Origin of the sequence: Stenotrophomonas indicatrix, assembly GCF_002750975.1 — a bacterium.
In the GTDB taxonomy this organism is placed as follows: Bacteria; Pseudomonadota; Gammaproteobacteria; order Xanthomonadales; family Xanthomonadaceae; genus Stenotrophomonas; species Stenotrophomonas indicatrix.
The window spans coordinates 412,611-429,207 of sequence record NZ_PEJS01000001.1 but is presented as its reverse complement, the minus strand read 5'-3'; the positions used below and the strand labels follow the sequence as shown (position 1 = coordinate 429,207).

Annotated in this window: 16 protein-coding genes; 12 read left to right on the top strand and 4 right to left on the bottom strand. The window is 68.0% G+C overall.

Translation table 11 applies throughout. The features are described 5' to 3' along the window. The first annotated feature begins 42 nt into the window (after window positions 1-42). Both rnk and CR918_RS01910 read left to right on the top strand, forming a co-directional pair. The gene (gene rnk, locus CR918_RS01915) at window positions 43-447 is read left to right on the top strand and encodes a nucleoside diphosphate kinase regulator (RefSeq protein WP_025877946.1); all 405 of its coding nucleotides are present in this window, start codon (window positions 43-45) and stop codon (window positions 445-447) included. A gap of 58 nt (window positions 448-505) precedes the next feature. Beyond that, on the top strand, window positions 506-1,462 hold the full coding sequence (locus tag CR918_RS01910; RefSeq protein WP_032977493.1) for a transaldolase: 957 nt from the start codon (window positions 506-508) through the stop codon (window positions 1,460-1,462). Between the two features lie 608 nt (window positions 1,463-2,070). Here CR918_RS01910 and msrA read toward each other — a convergent pair. Then, window positions 2,071-2,736, bottom strand: coding sequence for a peptide-methionine (S)-S-oxide reductase MsrA (gene msrA / locus CR918_RS01905; protein WP_165780914.1), 666 nt, complete (start codon window positions 2,734-2,736; stop codon window positions 2,071-2,073). A gap of 30 nt (window positions 2,737-2,766) precedes the next feature. Then, window positions 2,767-3,030 carry a putative signal transducing protein gene (locus CR918_RS01900; RefSeq protein WP_099782911.1) on the bottom strand — a complete coding sequence of 88 codons (264 nt, stop codon included), beginning with the start codon at window positions 3,028-3,030 and terminating at the stop codon, window positions 2,767-2,769. Between the two features lie 196 nt (window positions 3,031-3,226). Between CR918_RS01900 and CR918_RS01895 the strand changes: the two genes are divergently transcribed. From CR918_RS01895 to CR918_RS01875, 5 genes are all read left to right on the top strand, one after another. After that, window positions 3,227-4,975 (top strand): glutamine--tRNA ligase/YqeY domain fusion protein, encoded by a 1,749-nt coding sequence (locus CR918_RS01895; RefSeq protein ID WP_025877940.1) that lies wholly within the window; start codon window positions 3,227-3,229, stop codon window positions 4,973-4,975. A gap of 177 nt (window positions 4,976-5,152) precedes the next feature. Then, window positions 5,153-5,884, top strand: coding sequence for a DUF6348 family protein (locus CR918_RS01890; protein WP_099841940.1), 732 nt, complete (start codon window positions 5,153-5,155; stop codon window positions 5,882-5,884). Window positions 5,885-5,980: 96 nt separating this feature from the next. Continuing rightward, a complete protein-coding gene (locus tag CR918_RS01885; RefSeq protein ID WP_059066057.1) occupies window positions 5,981-6,541 on the top strand; it encodes a nucleoside deaminase in 561 nt (186 codons plus the stop codon). Beyond that, the gene (gene rlmM, locus CR918_RS01880) at window positions 6,525-7,592 is read left to right on the top strand and encodes a 23S rRNA (cytidine(2498)-2'-O)-methyltransferase RlmM (RefSeq protein WP_025877934.1); all 1,068 of its coding nucleotides are present in this window, start codon (window positions 6,525-6,527) and stop codon (window positions 7,590-7,592) included. Before CR918_RS01885 ends, rlmM begins: the two co-directional genes overlap by 17 nt. Continuing rightward, window positions 7,592-7,990: an EF-hand domain-containing protein gene (locus CR918_RS01875; RefSeq protein WP_099782907.1), complete on the top strand. Its 399-nt coding sequence runs from the start codon at window positions 7,592-7,594 to the stop codon at window positions 7,988-7,990. Before rlmM ends, CR918_RS01875 begins: the two co-directional genes overlap by 1 nt. Before the next feature lie 110 nt (window positions 7,991-8,100). Here the strand turns inward: CR918_RS01875 and CR918_RS01870 are convergent, their stop codons facing one another. Together CR918_RS01870 and ubiH are read right to left on the bottom strand one after the other, a co-directional pair. Next, window positions 8,101-9,282: a UbiH/UbiF family hydroxylase gene (locus tag CR918_RS01870; RefSeq protein WP_080149978.1), complete on the bottom strand. Its 1,182-nt coding sequence runs from the start codon at window positions 9,280-9,282 to the stop codon at window positions 8,101-8,103. After that, window positions 9,279-10,484, bottom strand: coding sequence for a 2-octaprenyl-6-methoxyphenyl hydroxylase (gene ubiH, locus CR918_RS01865; RefSeq protein WP_099841939.1), 1,206 nt, complete (start codon window positions 10,482-10,484; stop codon window positions 9,279-9,281). The genes CR918_RS01870 and ubiH overlap by 4 nt, the downstream gene beginning before the upstream one ends. A gap of 107 nt (window positions 10,485-10,591) precedes the next feature. Here ubiH and CR918_RS01860 point away from each other — a divergent pair, with 107 nt between their 5' ends. The 5 genes from CR918_RS01860 (at window position 10,592) to CR918_RS01840 (ending at window position 16,594) form a co-directional block, all read left to right on the top strand. After that, entirely contained in the window at window positions 10,592-11,176 is a 585-nt protein-coding gene (locus tag CR918_RS01860) for a hypothetical protein (protein ID WP_025877927.1), read from the top strand. An 8-nt stretch (window positions 11,177-11,184) separates the two neighbouring features. After that, window positions 11,185-11,739 carry a cob(I)yrinic acid a,c-diamide adenosyltransferase gene (locus CR918_RS01855; protein WP_025877925.1) on the top strand — a complete coding sequence of 185 codons (555 nt, stop codon included), beginning with the start codon at window positions 11,185-11,187 and terminating at the stop codon, window positions 11,737-11,739. A gap of 6 nt (window positions 11,740-11,745) precedes the next feature. Next, the gene (locus tag CR918_RS01850) at window positions 11,746-12,684 is read left to right on the top strand and encodes a histone deacetylase family protein (protein WP_025877923.1); all 939 of its coding nucleotides are present in this window, start codon (window positions 11,746-11,748) and stop codon (window positions 12,682-12,684) included. Between the two features lie 89 nt (window positions 12,685-12,773). Beyond that, window positions 12,774-15,254, top strand: a complete 2,481-nt coding sequence (gene lptD / locus CR918_RS01845) for an LPS-assembly protein LptD (protein WP_165780387.1) — start codon at window positions 12,774-12,776, stop codon at window positions 15,252-15,254. Further along, window positions 15,251-16,594, top strand: coding sequence for a peptidylprolyl isomerase (locus CR918_RS01840; RefSeq protein WP_032974943.1), 1,344 nt, complete (start codon window positions 15,251-15,253; stop codon window positions 16,592-16,594). The genes lptD and CR918_RS01840 overlap by 4 nt, the downstream gene beginning before the upstream one ends. The last annotated feature ends 3 nt before the right edge of the window (window positions 16,595-16,597 follow it).

Here is a 16,597-nt window from a genome sequence, read left to right as displayed (position 1 = left end):
AGGTGCCGCCTTTTGCATGGCTTTCAACCAAGGAGCGTCACCATGAACACCGCCAGCGGCCTTCCGCCGTCGATCACTGTTTCCACCCTCGACATGGACCGCCTGGACGCCATGCTCGAATCCCCGGCACACAGCCAGACGCCGGCCGCGCGTACGCTTGCCGACGAGCTCAACCGCGCAACCGTGTTGCCGCCAGACCAGATTCCCGAAGGCATCGTCATGATGCATTCGCGCGTGGAGTGCGAAGATGAAGTGTCGGGCGAGAAGCATGTCCTGACCCTGGTCTTCCCCCGTGAAGCCAATGTCGATGAAGGCAAGGTGTCCGTGCTGGCGCCCGTCGGCAGCGCCCTGCTTGGCCTGGCCGTTGGCCAGAGCATCGACTGGACCGCCCCGGGCGGCCGCAAGCTGCGGCTGCGCGTGAGCGCGGTCCACAACGACCGTCCCTGACCTGCGCTGCGAACCGCGCGCGATCAGTTTCCCTGCAATCCCCGCACCAGGAGCCGTAATGAGTACCCCGTCCAAACTGTCCCAGCTGCGCGAACTGTCCGTGGTCGTTGCCGATACCGGTGACTACGAGGCGATCAAGCGCCTGCAGCCGGTGGACTGCACCACCAATCCGACCCTGGTGAAGAAGGCGCTGGACCTGCCGGTCTATGCGGAACTGATCGAACGCGAACTGGCCTGGGGCCGCCAGCAGGGCGGCGACCGCGAGGCCGTGGTGCACGCCGTGGCCGACCGCCTGACCATCGGCGTCGGTGCGCTGCTGAGCACGCTGGTGCCGGGCCGCGTCTCCACCGAAGTGGATGCCGACCAGGCCCACGACACCGCCGCGACCGTGGCCAAGGCCCGTCAATTCATCCAGATGTATGCCGATGCCGGCGTGCCGCGCGAGAAGATCCTGATCAAGATCGCTGCGACCTGGGAAGGCGTGGAAGCCGCGCGCGTGCTGCAGGCCGAAGGCATCGACTGCAACCTGACCCTGATCTTCAACCCCACCCAGGCGCTGGCCTGCAGCGAAGCCGGTGCGTTCCTGATCTCGCCGTTCGTCGGCCGCATCCTGGACTGGTACGTGGCCAACGGCCAGACCCCGGCGAACATCGACGAGGACCCGGGCGTGGTGTTCGTGCGTGGGGTGTATGCCGAATTCAAGCGCCGCGGTTCGCCGACCGTGGTGATGGGCGCCTCGTTCCGCTCGACCGCGCAGATCGAAGCGCTGGCCGGCTGCGACCGCCTGACCATTTCGCCGGACCTGCTGGAGAAGCTCGACGCCGACCACGGCGCGCTGCCGCGCAAGCTGGTGGCCGGTGCCGCTGAAGCGGTGCAGGTGACGCCGATCGACGCGGCGAAGTTCGCAGCCGACCTGGCGGCCGATCCGATGGCGACCGAGAAGCTGGCGACCGGTATCGATGCGTTTGCCAAGGATCTGCAGGCGCTGCGCGAGCGCATTCGCTCGGAACTGTGATTCCAGCCAACGGCTGAGCCCCTCGTGGCGGGGGCTTGGTCGCGAACTGCATGAAGCAACAGCCGCGCTGGGTCGGGCGGGTTGGGTTCGCGGGGGACGCCGTGAATCCGTCCCTGGAGGCTTGGCCGCCGCATCCATGCGGCGGACACCCCCGCGAACCCAACCCGCCCGCCCTCTGACAGTTTCCTGCGGCGGTCCGCCACGGAAGAAAGAAAAGAAGAGCAGAAGCGGGTCGCGCGCTGCGCTTGCTCGCAAGCAAACAAACAAAAAGGACGCGGCGAACGCCGCGTCCTTTTTGTTTTCCATCAGTTCGTCAGTAACCCATGCTCTTGCCCACCGTCACCGGGAAACGGTCGGGGGCGGGGCGGTGTGGGTTGGCAGGACCGTTGGCGCCATGGATGGCGCCATCGAGCCCCCATGGGTGAGGGCGCTTTGCTTGCGAAGCACTGCTTCGCAAGCGCCCGAACGCACAGCCGCCAGCGGCTGGGCCGGCCCCCGGAGGGGGGTTCACGGCGTGTCCTGCCAACCCACACCGCCCCGCCCAACCCACAGAAACCCAGAGCCGCTTTGGCTCTGGCTTCTGCCCGCCGCAAGCGGACCACCGCGCGTCAGCGCGGCACCTCCATATCCAACCCGATCGGGCAGCTCACGCCGGTACCGCCAATGCCGCAGTAGCCGTTCGGGTTCTTGGCCAGGTACTGCTGGTGATAGTCCTCGGCGTAGTAGTACGCCGGTGCCGGATACACGATCTCGGTGGTGATCGGGCCATAACCCGCTGCAGCCAGCTGCGCCTGGTAGGCCTCGCCACTGGCCAGCGCCGCGGCGTACTGGGCCTCGTCGGTGGCGTGGATCGCCGAACGGTACTGGGTGCCGGTGTCGTTGCCCTGGCGCATGCCCTGGGTCGGGTCGTGGCTTTCCCAGAACAGCTGCAGCAGCCGCTCCAGGCTGACAACCGCCGGGTCGAACACCACCTGCACCACCTCGGTGTGGCCGGTCAGGCCCGAGCAGACCTCTTCATAGGTGGGGTTCGGGGTGATTCCACCGGCATAGCCCACCGAGGTGCTGTACACGCCCGGCTCGTTCCAGAATTTGCGCTCGGCGCCCCAGAAGCAGCCCAGCGCGAAGCGGATCTGCTGCAGGCCGGCGAAACGGTCCTTCAGCGGATGGCTGTTCACGAAGTGCTGGTTGCTGTGCAGCGGCAGCGGCTGGTCGCGGCCCGGCAAAGCTTCTTCCGGGCGCGGCAGGCGCTGCTTGAAGGCCCCGATGCCGAGGATGCCCTGTCCGATTCCCAACATGATGCGCTCCTACGCCGGAAGCCCGGCAATGTCGTCGGCATCTGAAATGGGGGCGTCTGCGGCGTGGCCCAAGTCCAGCGCCGCCACGATGTCTTCGGCCTGTGCCCGCGCGGCGTCGGGGATACCGACCCGCAGCACGCCGAACAGCGGCAGCTCGCCCATGCCGCCCAGCAGCGACTCGCCGAACACGAACGCCGGGATGCCGGCGTCTTCCAGCGCGTGCTTGACCAGGTGGGCGTCGAACAGATTGTCGGCCTTGTACACGATGTGCATGCGGCAGCTCCGTGGGACAGGATTCCAGCATACGCCCGGGGGCTGAATGGTGCCGCTGCGCTCGCCGGGCATGGCCCGGCGCTACCGGCGCGGGATGGTAGCGCCGGGCCATGCCCAGCGAGCGTAGCGGCCCCCCGGGCAGCCCTTCCCGGTAAGCGTTAGACTGGCAATCTTTCTGCCCTTCTTTCGCCGACTCATGTCAGAGCACACCCCCGCCAGCCCCGAGACCCCCGCCGACAGCCACGAGAAGCGCGATTTCATCCGCCAGATCGTGCGCGAGGACCTGGCCAGCGGTAAGCACCAGGCGATCAAGACCCGCTTCCCGCCCGAGCCGAACGGCTACCTGCACATCGGCCATGCCAAGTCGATCTGCCTGAACTTCGGCGTCGCCGGCGAGTTCGGCGGCGTCTGCAACCTGCGTTTCGACGACACCAACCCGGCCAAGGAAGACCCGGAGTACGTGGCCGCGATCCAGGACGACGTGCGCTGGCTGGGCTTTGAGTGGAACGAGCTGCGCCATGCGTCGGATTACTTCGACGCCTACTACCTGGCCGCCGAGAAGCTGATCGCCGACGGCAAGGCCTACGTCTGTGACCTGTCGGCCGAGGAAGTGCGCGCCTACCGCGGCACCCTGACCGAACCGGGCCGGCCCTCGCCGTGGCGCGACCGCAGCGTCGAGGAAAACCTGGACCTGTTCCGCCGCATGCGCGCCGGTGAATTCCCCGATGGCGCGCGCACCGTGCGCGCCAAGATCGACATGGCCAGCGGCAACATCAACCTGCGCGATCCGGCCCTGTACCGCATCAAGCACGTCGAACACCAGAACACCGGCAACGCCTGGCCGATCTACCCGATGTACGACTTCGCCCATGCACTGGGCGATTCGATCGAAGGCATCACCCACTCGCTGTGCACGCTGGAATTCGAAGACCACCGCCCGCTGTACGACTGGTGCGTGGACAACGTCGACTTCGCCCACGATGACGCGCTGACCCAGCCGCTGGTCGACGCCGGCCTGCCGCGCGAAGCGGCCAAGCCGCGCCAGATCGAGTTCTCGCGCTTGAACATCAACTACACGGTGATGAGCAAGCGCAAGCTGATGGCGCTGGTCACCGAACAGCTGGTGGACGGCTGGGAAGACCCGCGCATGCCGACCCTGCAGGGCCTGCGTCGCCGTGGCTACACGCCGGCGGCGATGCGCCTGTTCGCCGAGCGCGTGGGCATCAGCAAGCAGAATTCGCTGATCGATTTCAGCGTGCTGGAAGGCGCGTTGCGCGAAGACCTGGACAGCGCCGCGCCGCGCCGCATGGCCGTGGTCGACCCGGTCAAGCTGGTGCTGACCAATCTGGCCGACGGCCACGAAGAGCAGCTGACCTTCAGCAACCACCCGAAGGACGAAAGCTTCGGTACCCGCGAAGTGCCGTTCGCACGTGAAGTGTGGATCGACCGCGAGGACTTTGCCGAAGTGCCGCCGAAGGGCTGGAAGCGCCTGGTTCCCGGTGGCGAAGTGCGCCTGCGCGGCGCCGGCATCATCCGCTGCGATGAAGTGATCAAGGATGCCGACGGCACCATCACCGAACTGCGCGGCTGGCTGGATCCGGAGTCGCGTCCGGGCATGGAAGGCGCCAACCGCAAGGTCAAGGGCACCATCCACTGGGTCAGCGCGGTGCACGGCGTGCCGGCCGAGATCCGCCTGTATGACCGCCTGTTCTCGGTGCCGAACCCGGACGATGAATCGGAAGGCAAGACCTACCGCGATTACCTCAATCCGGAATCACGTCGCACCGTCATCGGCTATGTCGAGCCGGCAGCTGCCACCGCGGCGCCGGAACAGTCGTTCCAGTTCGAGCGCACCGGCTACTTCGTTGCCGACCGCCGCGACCACACCGCAGCCAAGCCGGTGTTCAACCGCAGCGTGACCCTGCGCGACACCTGGTCGGCCTGAGCACCTGCGCGGGCGCCGCACAGGCGCCCGCGTCATCCCGGCGAGTGCCCCATCCCGTGAAGCCGCATCGCCGACCAGCGGACGCGGCCCGGCCGTGCTGCGCACGTGGCACGCACTGCCGCTGTGCAGCGGATACCGCCATCATCGTCCGTTCTTTCCTACCCATCAGGCCCTGCCATGTCCGCTGCCCCGAGTGCACTTCTGCCGCTGCTGCAACAGGTCCTGCTGGGCCGTGACATCGCCTGCACCGTCGAGGACGACGGACTGCTGCTCGACAGTGGCCTGCACCTGACACCGCACGGTGTCGCCAGCAACGAACGCGACAACGGCGGCTGGCAGACCTCCACCGTCATCGAGACCCGTCACGCTGGCTTGTTCGCCGATGGCCTGTTCGAATACCAGCACGCCAATGGCGCAACCGAACAGGAATCCCTGCTGTCCGGCTTCGAGACCTGGGTGCGGGTGGATCTGGCGACCCTGCAGGCCGCCATCGGCGCTGAAGACGCACCGGATCTGCCGATGATGGGACTGACCTACCCGACCAACGAAGACGGCCGGGAACACGAGCGCACCGTGGTGCTGGGACCGCTGGCCCATTACCGCGCCCGCGAACTGGACGACGCTGCTGCGTGCAGCGAAGACGACCACGGCTCCTGCCCCTGCTGCCTGTTCACCAGGAGCATCGACGCCTTCGACGATCTGCTGAAGGCTCATCACTTCCTGGCCGTCCGCCTGTTCGCTTCGCGCGACGAGCAGGGCCAGTGCGAAGCCGACTGCCGGGTCAACGGCCATGACTTCGCCCCTGCCCTGCCGCTGCTGCGCGCCTATGCTGCGCGCTGGCCGCAGGCGGGGCTGGAATTCCGCAAGCAGTACGTGGTGATCCGCACCGGCTCACCCTCAGCGGCCTGAATCCAGCGCGCACGCCCGGTACATGCCACTGCCGCTACACTGCGCGCCGACATCTGTTGCACCTGTTCCTTTCACTCCCAACGAGGCACCCCCGCGATGCTGTACGCGCAAGTCCACCTGACCCTTCCCGCCTGGATCCACGACCAGATCGACCTGGATCGTCGATATCCGGGCGACGAGGCCAAGGTCGCGCTGGCGATCGAGCTGTCGCGGCTGAACGTCGACCACGCCAGTGGCGGCCCGTTCGGCGCCGTGGTGTTCGGGCCGGATGACAAGGTGATCGCTGCCGGCGTGAACCGGGTGATGCCGCATTCGACCTCGCTGGCGCACGCCGAGAACATGGCCTACATGCTGGCCCAGCAGCGCCTGCAGACCCCGCGCCTGAACGCGGTGCTGTCGCCGATCACCCTGGCCACCAGCTCGCAGCCGTGCTGCCAGTGCTACGGCGCCACCGTGTGGGCCGGCATCGACCGCCTGCTGATCGGCGCCAGTTCGGCCGACGTGGAAGAACTGACCCCGTTCGATGAAGGCCCGCTGCCGGCCGACTGGGTGGGCGAGCTCAACAAGCGCGGCATCGACGTGGTGCAGGGCCTGAACCGCGATGCGGCGCGCAGCGTGCTGCGTGCCTATGGGGAAAGCGATGGCGCCCGTTACTGAGGCCGGCATCGGCCTGCTGTGCCTGTGCCGGCAGGGCTTCGAGCCCGAGCTGGCCGGCGAACTGCAGTTCCGCGCAGGCGCCGCCGGTTTTGCTGGTTACGCCCGTACCCAGCGCAACGACGGCTACGTGCTCTTCATGTGCGATGAAGCCGCAGCGCTTGCACCGCGACTGCCGTGGCGCGAGCTGATCTTCGCCCGCCAGAAGCTGGTGGTGCTGGCCGAGCTGCCGCAGCTGGACCCGGCCGACCGCATCACGCCGATGCTGGACGTGCTGGCCGATGCGCCGCGCTTCGGTGATCTGTGGGTGGAGCATCCCGATTCGGACGCCGGCAAACCGCTGTCCGGGCTCGCGCGTGCCTTCGGCAATGCCCTGCGCCCGGCGCTGCGCAAGGCCGGCAAACTCAGCGACAAACCCAACGCACGCCTGCCGCGCCTGCACGTGGTGTTCGTCGATGGCACGCATGCCTTCATCTGCGTGGCCAACCCGGACGACAGTGCACCCTGGGCGTTGGGCATTCCGCGCCTGAAGCTGTTGCCCGACGCGCCTTCGCGTTCGGCATTGAAGCTGGATGAAGCGCTGCTGACCCTGCTCGCCCCGGAAGAACGCGAGGCGCTGGTGCGTCCGGGCATGCGTGCGGCCGACCTGGGCGCGGCACCCGGCGGCTGGACCTGGGTACTGACCCGCCAGCACGTGCATGTGCTGAGCATCGACAACGGCCCGCTGCGCCAGCACGTGCTGGACACCGGCCTGGTCGAACACCTGCGCGCCGATGGCTTCCATTGGCACCCGGAGCAGCCGCTGGACTGGATGGTCTGCGACATGGTCGAGCAGCCGCGTCGCGTCGCCGAACGCATGGCCACCTGGTTCCGCGAGGGCTGGTGCAGGCACGCGATCTTCAACCTTAAGCTGCCGATGAAGAAGCGCTGGGACGAAACCCGCCTGTGCCTGGACCTGTTCCAGGAGCAGGCCGGCAAGCCGCTGGTGGTACGTGCCAAGCAGCTGTACCACGACCGTGAGGAAATCACGGTGCTGGCGTCGCCGCTGCGCTGATGAACACCCTGCGCATATCCCTGCTGCTGTGTATCGCGGTGCTGGCATCGCCGGCACTGGCACAACCGGCGCGCCCGCAGCCGGCACAAAGTGCTCCGCTGCGCGATGACAGTGGCGTGGTCCGCCAGCAGTCACTGTCGGCCGGCCGCGTGACCGGCAGCGTCGACATCGTGGTGCCGCTGGGCGAAACCCCGGTAACGGTGCGTTCGCTGGCGCCGGCCAGCGTGGTCGGCCAGTACCGCATCCATTTCGCCGAGCTGGACGTGAACGCTGATGGTTTCATCAGCCGTGACGAAGCACTGGCCAATCCGGCGCTTTCCGATGAGTTCAACGCATTGGACAGCAAGCGCCGCGGCAAGCTGGACCGCGCTGACCTTGCCGGTTGGCTGATCGATTGACCCGATTCCGGTAGCGCCGGGCCACGCCCGGCGGGATCGGTGAACCGCGCTGCGCGCTCGCCGGGCATGGCCCGGCGCTACCGGCGGATGACCGCGCGCGGCGCCGTCGGTCACACCCCTGCGGCGCGCTTCCAGAAGGCCTGCACCAGCGGCGGCCACTTGCCTACGCAGCCCAGCGCGCGGCCACGCGCCAGGGTCAGGTGCATCTCGTCGTTGGAGAACAGCCGGTTGATCGCGTCGAAGCTGTAGGCGGCGATCTGGTTGTCGCTGCGACGCTCACGCGCCCAGCGCTGCACGCGCTGCGGCGACAACCGGGGTTGTCCACGCCGTTCGGCCGATGGCGCCAGCCAGTGCTGCAGGGCGGCGACGTCGCGCAGGCCAAGATTGACGCCCTGCCCGGCCAGCGGATGCACCACGTGGGCGGCATCGCCCAGCGCCAGCACGCGACCGGCCACGTAGTGGCGGGCCAGCTGCCGGCGCAGCGGGAAGGCTGCGCGAGGCGAGGCCAGCCGCAGTTCACCCAGGCGCGCGGCGAAAGCGCGGGTCAGTTCACGATTGAATGCGTCTTCGTCCAGGGCCAGTACGCGTGCCGCCTCGTCGTCGGGCAACGTCCAGACGATGGAACTGCGGCGCTCGGCTACCGGCAACAGCGCCAGCGGACCGGTCGGCAGGAAGCGCTGCCAGGCCGTGGCCTGGTTGGGCAGCTCGCTGTCCACATAGGCGACTACACCGCGCTGCTGGTAGTCGTGGCGTTCAACGTCGATCCCGGCCAGTCCGCGCAGGGTCGATTCAGCACCGTCGGCAGCCACCGCCAGCGCGGCTTCGATGCGACGACCATCATCCAGGCGCAGGCGCACAGCGTGCTCGTCCTGTTCAAGCGCTTCCACGCGCGCCGGGCAATGCAGCTCCACGCCAGCTGCCGGCAGCGCCGCCCACAGGCGATCCTGCAGCAAGCCGTTCTCGACGATGAAACCCAGCTCGCGACGGCCGAAGCGATCGGCGTCGAACAGCAGGTCGTCGCCACCGGCCGCGTCCCACACCTGCATGCGCCGGTATGGCCAGGCGCGTGCCTGCGCGATCGTCGGCCACACGCCGAGACGCTCAAGCAACTGCACGTTGTCGGCGGCGAAGGCGAACACCCGCAGATCCGGCTGTGCGGCCTGCCATGGTGCCGGTTCACGCCCTTCCACCAGCGTTACGGCAAGGCCGGCATCGGCCAGCGCCAGCGCACAGGCGGCGCCGACCACACCGCCGCCCACAATGGCCACGTCCAGGCGTGCGCGCCGGTTCATGCGGCTTCTCCACGGCACAGGCGCGGCACATCGCCACGGAAGCCCATCGCACCACCAACCAGCATCGACTGCACCGAGGCGCGCTGTGCGGCCACCAGGCCCAGGCTGCGCAGGGGGCGCAGCAGCGGCGCCGGATTGCTAGTCAGCCGGGCAAGGCCGCCGGAGAACGCCACCGTCTGCCGTCGATCTTCTTCGCGGCGGTCCACGTAGGATCGCAACAGTGCATCGCTGCCGGCATCGCCCTCCACTTCCAGCAGCTCGGCCAATGTCAATGCGTCGCGCAGGCCGAGGTTGAAACCCTGCGCACCCAGCGGGTGGATGGTCTGCGCGGCATTGCCCAGCAGCACCGCGCGCTCCCCCACCAGCGCGCGCGCCAGTACCTGGATCAGCGGATAGGCACTGCGCGGGCCGGAGTCGAGCAGGCGGCCGGCCCGCCAGCCGATGGCCTGCTGCAGGCGCTGCAGCCAGGCAGCGTCGTCCAGCGCCATCACCGCCTCGGCCTGGTCACGGGCAACACCGTGCACGGCGCCGAAATGGCGGTCGCCACGCGGCAGCAACGCCGTCGGGCCGGTATCGGTGAAACGCTCCCAGGCGGTGCCATCGGGCGCGCGCTGGCTGCGCACGCGGGCCACGAACAGCGTCTGCTGGAAGTCGTGGCGATCAACGTCGATGCCCAACGCATCGCGCACGCCGCTGCTGGTGCCGTCGGCACCGACCACCAGCCGCGCCAGCAGCACCCGCTCGCCACTGTCATCGGCCACCCGCACCTGGCGGTAGCCGTCAATCACCTCGCCCAGGCCAAGGAAACGCATCGGCCGGTAGCGGCGCAGCCGTGACAACTCCTGCAGCCGGCTTTCCAGCGCCTGGCCGAAATCACGCGCCACCACCACCTGGCCGAACCATGGCCGGTCGTACTCTGCGGCATCGAGCTGCACACGGCCGAAATCGCCGGCGCGGCTGACATGGATGCGGCGGATCGGACCGGGCGCCATCGACAGCTTCTGCATGACCCCCAGCGCGGTCAGCGCGTTGATCGTGGCGGCGGCAAAACTGAGGTTGCGCTGGTCGAACACCGCCGGCAGTTCCCCGGCCGGGCTGGCTTCGAGCAGGCCCACGTCGCGGCCCAGGCGGTCCAGGGCGATGGCCAGGCTGGCACCCACCAGACCGCCACCGACGATCAGCACGTCATGTCGTTCACTCATGGGCGCATGATACGCCCTCGCCGCGCCGGCATGCCCCACGCCGCCCCGCCTGCGCCAAGCGCCGCGCCGGGCTAGAATGAAACCTGAATCCGCTCCGGCCCACCGCCATGTCCGACTCCGCCCCCCGCGCCTTCGTCCTGTCAGTGCTCGTGCTGTTGCTGGCTGCGACCCGCGTCAATCACTTCGCGGCAATCCCGGACGCCTCCTGGGCGGTGTTCTTCATCGGCGGCTTCTATCTCGCCCGCTGGACCCGCTGGGCGTTCCCGCTGCTGATGGTGTTCGCGGTGCTGGTCGACTGGATCGTGATCCGCAGCAGCGGCCTCGACTTCTGGCAGCACTACTGCGTATCGCCGGGCTACTGGCTGCTGTTGCCGGCCTACTTCGCGATGTGGGCCGGCGGCATGTTGCTGGGCCGCAACTACCGCAGCGCGCAGTGGTCGGTGCTGGGCAAGGGTGCCTTGCTGCTGGTGGCGTCGGTGGCGCTGTGCCATCTGCTGGCGCAGGGCGGTTTCTACTGGACCAGCCAGAACGTGGCGGAGCCGACCGTGGCCGGATGGGCACAGAACTACGCCCAGTGGTTCGGCCCTTACCTGCGCACCACCGCGATCTACGTGGCCCTGGCCGCCGCACTGCAGCTGGCCGTGGAGCAGGTGCTCAAGCTCCTGCAGGCCCGCCGCGACATCCACCACTGAGCCACGCCATGGGTCATCGCCTCTCGCGCATCTACACCCGCACCGGCGACGACGGCAGCACCGGCCTGGGTGACGGCAGCCGGGTCGGCAAGGATGACCTGCGTGTTGCGTCCTACGGCACCGTCGATGAAGCCAACGCCACGCTCGGCCTGTTGTTGGCCGTGCCGCTGCCGGAGGACGTCCGCGCACTGGTGGTGCACCTGCAGCACCAGCTGTTCGATCTGGGCGCCGAACTGTGCATTCCCGGCCATGCGGCGATCCACGCCGCTGATGTGTCGGCGCTGGAACAGCAGCTGGACCACTACAACGCCGACCTGCCGATGCTGAAGGAGTTCATCCTGCCGGCCGGTGGCGAGGCCGCCGCGCGCTGTCACCTGGCGCGCACCGTGGTCCGCCGCGCCGAGCGCGACACGGTCGCCCTGGCCCGCGTGGAACCGGTACGCAGCGAGGCGCTGCAGTACCTCAACCGGCTGTCAGACCTGCTGTTCGTGCTGGCCCGGGTGCTGGCACGGGCCGATGGCCACGGCGAAGCGCTGTGGCAACCACAGCATCGCCAGCGCTGAGCCGCCGTGCTGGTCTTCACCCATCCCGCCTGCCTGCTGCACGACCCGGGCCCTGGCCATCCTGAATGCCCGCAACGCCTGCAGGTGGTGCTCGACGCGCTGCACGAGGCCTTCCCCGGCCAACTGGATTGGCGCGAAGCGCCGCCGGCCAAGTTCGGTGAACTGACCCGGGTCCACGACAGCGCGCTGCTGGATCTGGTACTGCAACCGCAAAGCGCACCGCTGCGCCAGCTGGACATGGACACCTGGACCTCACCGGGCTCGGCCAGCGCCGCGGTGCACGCCGCCGGCGCAGGTGTCGCGGCCGTCGATGCGGTGATGCTGGGCGAGGATCCGCTGGCCTTCTGCGCGGTGCGCCCGCCCGGCCACCATGCCACCAGCAGCACCGCGATGGGCTTCTGCCTGCTCAACAACATCGCCATCGCCGCCGCCTACGCCCGCGACCGCCACGGTCTGGAGCGGATCGCAGTGGTCGACTTCGACGTCCACCACGGCAACGGCACCCAGGACATCTTCCAGCACGACGCACGGGTGTCCTACTACAGCACCCACCAGGCCGGGCTGTTCCCCGAGTCCGGCCTGCGCCGTGACCGCGGCGCCGGCAACCTGATGAACATCCTGCTGCCGCCCGGTAGTGGTGGCTTCCGCTTCCGCAACGTCTGGGCCGACGAGATGCTGCCGGCGATCGACGACTTCCGCCCCCAGCTGCTGCTGATCTCGGCAGGCTTCGACGCCCACCTGCGCGACCCGCAGGCCGACCTGATGCTGGAGACCGACGATTTCGCCTGGATCACCCGCGAACTGCACGCGCTGGCACGCCGCCATGCCGCCGGCCGGGTGGTGTCGATGCTGGAGGGAGGATACGACCTGCAGGCCTTGGCCGAGTGCAGCGTGGCCCACCTGCAGGCACTGATCGACACGCCCTCCGGCAACGGGCCTGGATGAACCCGAACCGGCAATCCGGGGAGGCCTTCATTGCCCCTATGCAAGGGATGGGGCAAGCTACCGTCCGTTTTCGCCCGAATCCGAACCGCGTGCGCCGAGCCCTCCGCCTGCTTCCCCTGCCCCTGAGCATCGCCGTCTGCCTTCCGGCATGGGCTGATGACAAGCCGCTCAACTGGGGCCTTTGCCCGGCCACCGACGTGATCCCTGCGTTCACCGACGCACCGACCCCGGTGCCCGGCCAGGACAAGGCTGCCGCCAGCGCTGCGCGCGAACAGCAGCCCACCGACATCGAGGGCGACCAGCTGCTGGGCACCACCACCGTGCCGCAGTACCAGGGCAACGTGGCGCTGCGCCGGGGCGACCAGTTCGTGGGCACCGACAAGCTCAGCTTCGATACCGAAAGCGGCAACTATGTCGCCGACGGCAACGTCCGCTACCAGGATGCCTCGATCCGGATGGTCGCCAAGCGCGCCGAGGGCAACCAGGAAAGCGACACCCACAAGATCACCGACATCCAGTACCAGCTGGTGTCCCGCCGCGGCAACGGTGAAGCCGAATCGGTCGACCTGCAGGGCGCGGTCGGGCAGATGCACCGCTCCACCTACACCACCTGCGACCCGTCGCAGCCGGTGTGGAAGCTGACCGCCCCGGAGATCGAAGTCGACAACGACGAAGGCTTCGGTACCGCCCGCAACGCGGTGCTGCGGATCGGCAAGGTGCCGGTGCTGTGGGCGCCCTACTTCAAGTTCCCGATCGATGACCGGCGCAAGACCGGCCTGCTGTTCCCGCAGCTGGGCATGTCCGGCCGCAACGGTTTCGACTACGCACAGCCGATCTACTTCAACCTGGCGCCGAACTACGACGACACGTTGACCCCGCGCTACATGAGCCGGCGCGGCCTGATGCTCGACAACGAATTCCGCTACCTCTACAACGGCGGCCGCGGTGAACTGATCACCGCGTTCATGCCCAACGACAAGCTGCGCGACCGCGATCGCGGCCAGGTGATATTCGGTGGCTACCACAACGTGGACAGCCACTGGCAGGCCCGCGCCAACCTGGCCTGGGTCAGCGACGAGCGCTACGTGGAAGACTTCGCCAATCGCCTGGTGGGCGTCACCGCGTCGAACCTGCAGAGCACGGTGGGCCTGTACGGCACCGGCAAGAACTGGACGGCCGGCATCATGGCCGACCGCTGGCAGCTGACCGACTACACCCTCAACGAGAGCGCGCTGCCGTACAACCGCCAGCCACGCCTGTTCCTCAACTGGGACAAGCCGCTGCTGCCGTGGCTGGAGACCGGCGTCTACGCCGAGGCCGTGCGCTTCACCCACGACGACATCAACTTCAAGTACGGCGCCGAGGCCGGTCCCGACCTGCAGTACACGCGCAACGGCCAGACCCAGCGCATGTATGGTGGCTCGCGCCTGGATGTGAAGCCCTATGTGTCGTTCCCGATCAGCGGCGCGGCCTGGTACATCACCCCGACCCTGGCCTACCGCTACACCGGTTACGAGCTGGACCGCGGGCTGGCCGATGCCACCCGCAGGAGCATCCTGGTCTCGCAGGGCATCGACCCGAACACGGCCACTCCGGAACAGCTGCGCGGAAATACCTCGCCCAGCCGCAGCCTGCCGATCGCCAGCCTCGATGCCGGCCTGTTCTTCGACCGTGAGACGAAGATCGGTGGCAAGTCGTTCCTGCAGACCCTGGAACCGCGCCTGTTCTACCTGCGCACGCCCTACCGCAACCAGGACGAGCTGCCGATCTTCGATACCCGCGACTTCACCTTCAGCTGGGGCCAGCTGTTCCGCGATTCGCGCTATACCGGCGCCGATCGCCAGAACGACGCCAACCAGCTGACTCTGGCGCTGGGTACCCGCTTCATCGACCAGACCACCGGCAAGGAGCGTTTCTCGGCCTCCATCGGCCAGATCCAGTACTTCGACGAGTCACGGGTGAGCGTGGTCCCCGGTGGCGCGCCGGTTGAAAAGGGCAAGTCGGCCTGGATCGCCGACGGCAACTACATGATCAACGACCGCTGGACGCTGGGCGCCACCTACCAGTGGGATCCCAAGTACAAGCGCGAGGACTTGGCCAGCGTGCGTGCCCGCTACCTGATGTCCAACGACGGCGTGGTCAACCTGACCTACCGTTACCGCATCAATTCCGGCGCCCCGGCCACCGCCAACAAGCATGACCGCACCCTGCTGGAACAGGCCGACCTGTCGTTCCTGTACCCGCTGAACGAGCGCTGGAGCCTGGTCGGCCGCTACTACTACTCGATCCAGGACAAGGAACCGCTGGAGATCATCGGTGGCGTACAGTGGGACAGCTGCTGCCTGGCCGTGCGCGCCGTGGCCCGCCGCTACGTGCGCAACCGCGAAGGCGAAATGAACAACTCCATCCAGCTCGAGTTCGTGCTCAAGGGCTTGAGCTCCCTCGGCCAGGACACGGACCGCACTTTGCGCCGTGCTATCCTCGGCTACAACCGCGACGACCTCTATCTCGTGCCGCCCAGCAACACCGGAGCGACCCGCGATGACTACGATCCGAATCAGATCCCATGACCAAGAGCTTCCCCGTTCTCCTCGCATCGCTTCTGGCGGTGTCCAGCGTGTCCGCCCCCCTGCAGGTTCTTGCGCAGGAGGCCCAGCCGTTGGATCGCATCGCTGCTGTCGTCGATGAGGACGTGATCCTGCAGAGCGAGCTCCAGCGTGCGATCGCCAACATCAAGGCGCAGTACGCCGGCCGCGAGGCCCAGCTGCCGCCCGATGACGTGCTCAGCCGCCAGGTGCTCGAGCGCCTGGTGCTGGTCAAGCTGCAGGTGGCCCGTGCCCAGGGCAGCGGCATCCGTGTCAGCGACCAGGAACTGACCCAGGCGATGAATGCCATCGCCCAGCAGAACGGCTCGACCCTGGATGCCCTGCGCCAGCGCCTGGCCAGTGACGGTATCGATTTCAACGATTTCCGCGCCTCGGTGCGTGACGAGATCACCGTGCAGCGCCTGCGCCAGAGCTTCGCGCAGAGCCGCATCAGCGTCAGCGAAGGCGAGGTCGATGCTGCCCTGAAGCAGCAGGCCGATGCCGGCAACCAGTTCCACCTCGCACACATCCTGGTCGCCCTGCCCGACGGTGCCAGCGCCGAGCAGATCGCCACCGGCCAGAAGAAGGCTGACGGCGTGAAGGCCCTGCTGGACAAGGGCGAACTGGACTTCAATGCGGCGGCCGTGCGCTATTCCGACAGCCCCAATGCGCTGGAAGGCGGCGACCTCGGCTGGCGCACCCTGGATGAAATCCCGGCCGCGTTCGCACAGACGATGCAGCAGATGAAGCCCGGCGAAGTGGTCGGCCCGATCCGTGGCCCGAGCGGCTTCCAGCTGCTGAAGCTTGTGGAAGTGCGTGACGCCAGCGCGGCGGCAGGCACCCACACGGTCACCGAGTACCACGGCCGCCATATCCTGGTGCGCGTGGACGATGCCCAGTCCGACGCGGCCGCCAAGGCCAAGATCGATACCCTGCGTGCGCGTATTGCCGGCGGTGCCGACTTCCAGCAGGTGGCCAAGGAATCGTCCGAGGACACCAACAGCAAGGGCCAGGGCGGCGATCTGGGCTGGTTCCCGGCCGACGCGTTCGGCCCGGCCTTCGGCCAGCAGGTGGCAGGCATCCAGGACGGCGGCGTAAGCCAGCCGTTCCGCACCGATGCGGGCTGGCACATCGTGCAGCGCGTGGGCACCCGCCAGACCGACGTCGGCAGTGACAACCAGCGCGCCCAGGTCCGCGAGACCATCGGTCGCCGCAAGCTGGAAGACGAGTACAACCGCTTCCTGCAGGAGCTGCGTGGCGAAGCCTACGTCAGCTTCCGCAGCGGTGACCGGGCGGAAAATACCGCCACGCCTCCGCAGTCCTGAGCC

Coding starts and splice junctions, on each gene's coding strand:
- rnk (WP_025877946.1), top strand. CDS start 43: ATGAACACCGCCAGCGGCCTTCCGCCGTCGATCACTGTTTCCACCCTC.
- CR918_RS01910 (WP_032977493.1), top strand. CDS start 506: ATGAGTACCCCGTCCAAACTGTCCCAGCTGCGCGAACTGTCCGTGGTC.
- CR918_RS01900 (WP_099782911.1), bottom strand. CDS start 3,030: ATGCACATCGTGTACAAGGCCGACAATCTGTTCGACGCCCACCTGGTC.
- CR918_RS01895 (WP_025877940.1), top strand. CDS start 3,227: ATGTCAGAGCACACCCCCGCCAGCCCCGAGACCCCCGCCGACAGCCAC.
- CR918_RS01890 (WP_099841940.1), top strand. CDS start 5,153: ATGTCCGCTGCCCCGAGTGCACTTCTGCCGCTGCTGCAACAGGTCCTG.
- CR918_RS01885 (WP_059066057.1), top strand. CDS start 5,981: ATGCTGTACGCGCAAGTCCACCTGACCCTTCCCGCCTGGATCCACGAC.
- rlmM (WP_025877934.1), top strand. CDS start 6,525: ATGGCGCCCGTTACTGAGGCCGGCATCGGCCTGCTGTGCCTGTGCCGG.
- CR918_RS01875 (WP_099782907.1), top strand. CDS start 7,592: ATGAACACCCTGCGCATATCCCTGCTGCTGTGTATCGCGGTGCTGGCA.
- CR918_RS01870 (WP_080149978.1), bottom strand. CDS start 9,282: ATGAACCGGCGCGCACGCCTGGACGTGGCCATTGTGGGCGGCGGTGTG.
- ubiH (WP_099841939.1), bottom strand. CDS start 10,484: ATGAGTGAACGACATGACGTGCTGATCGTCGGTGGCGGTCTGGTGGGT.
- CR918_RS01860 (WP_025877927.1), top strand. CDS start 10,592: ATGTCCGACTCCGCCCCCCGCGCCTTCGTCCTGTCAGTGCTCGTGCTG.
- CR918_RS01855 (WP_025877925.1), top strand. CDS start 11,185: ATGGGTCATCGCCTCTCGCGCATCTACACCCGCACCGGCGACGACGGC.
- CR918_RS01840 (WP_032974943.1), top strand. CDS start 15,251: ATGACCAAGAGCTTCCCCGTTCTCCTCGCATCGCTTCTGGCGGTGTCC.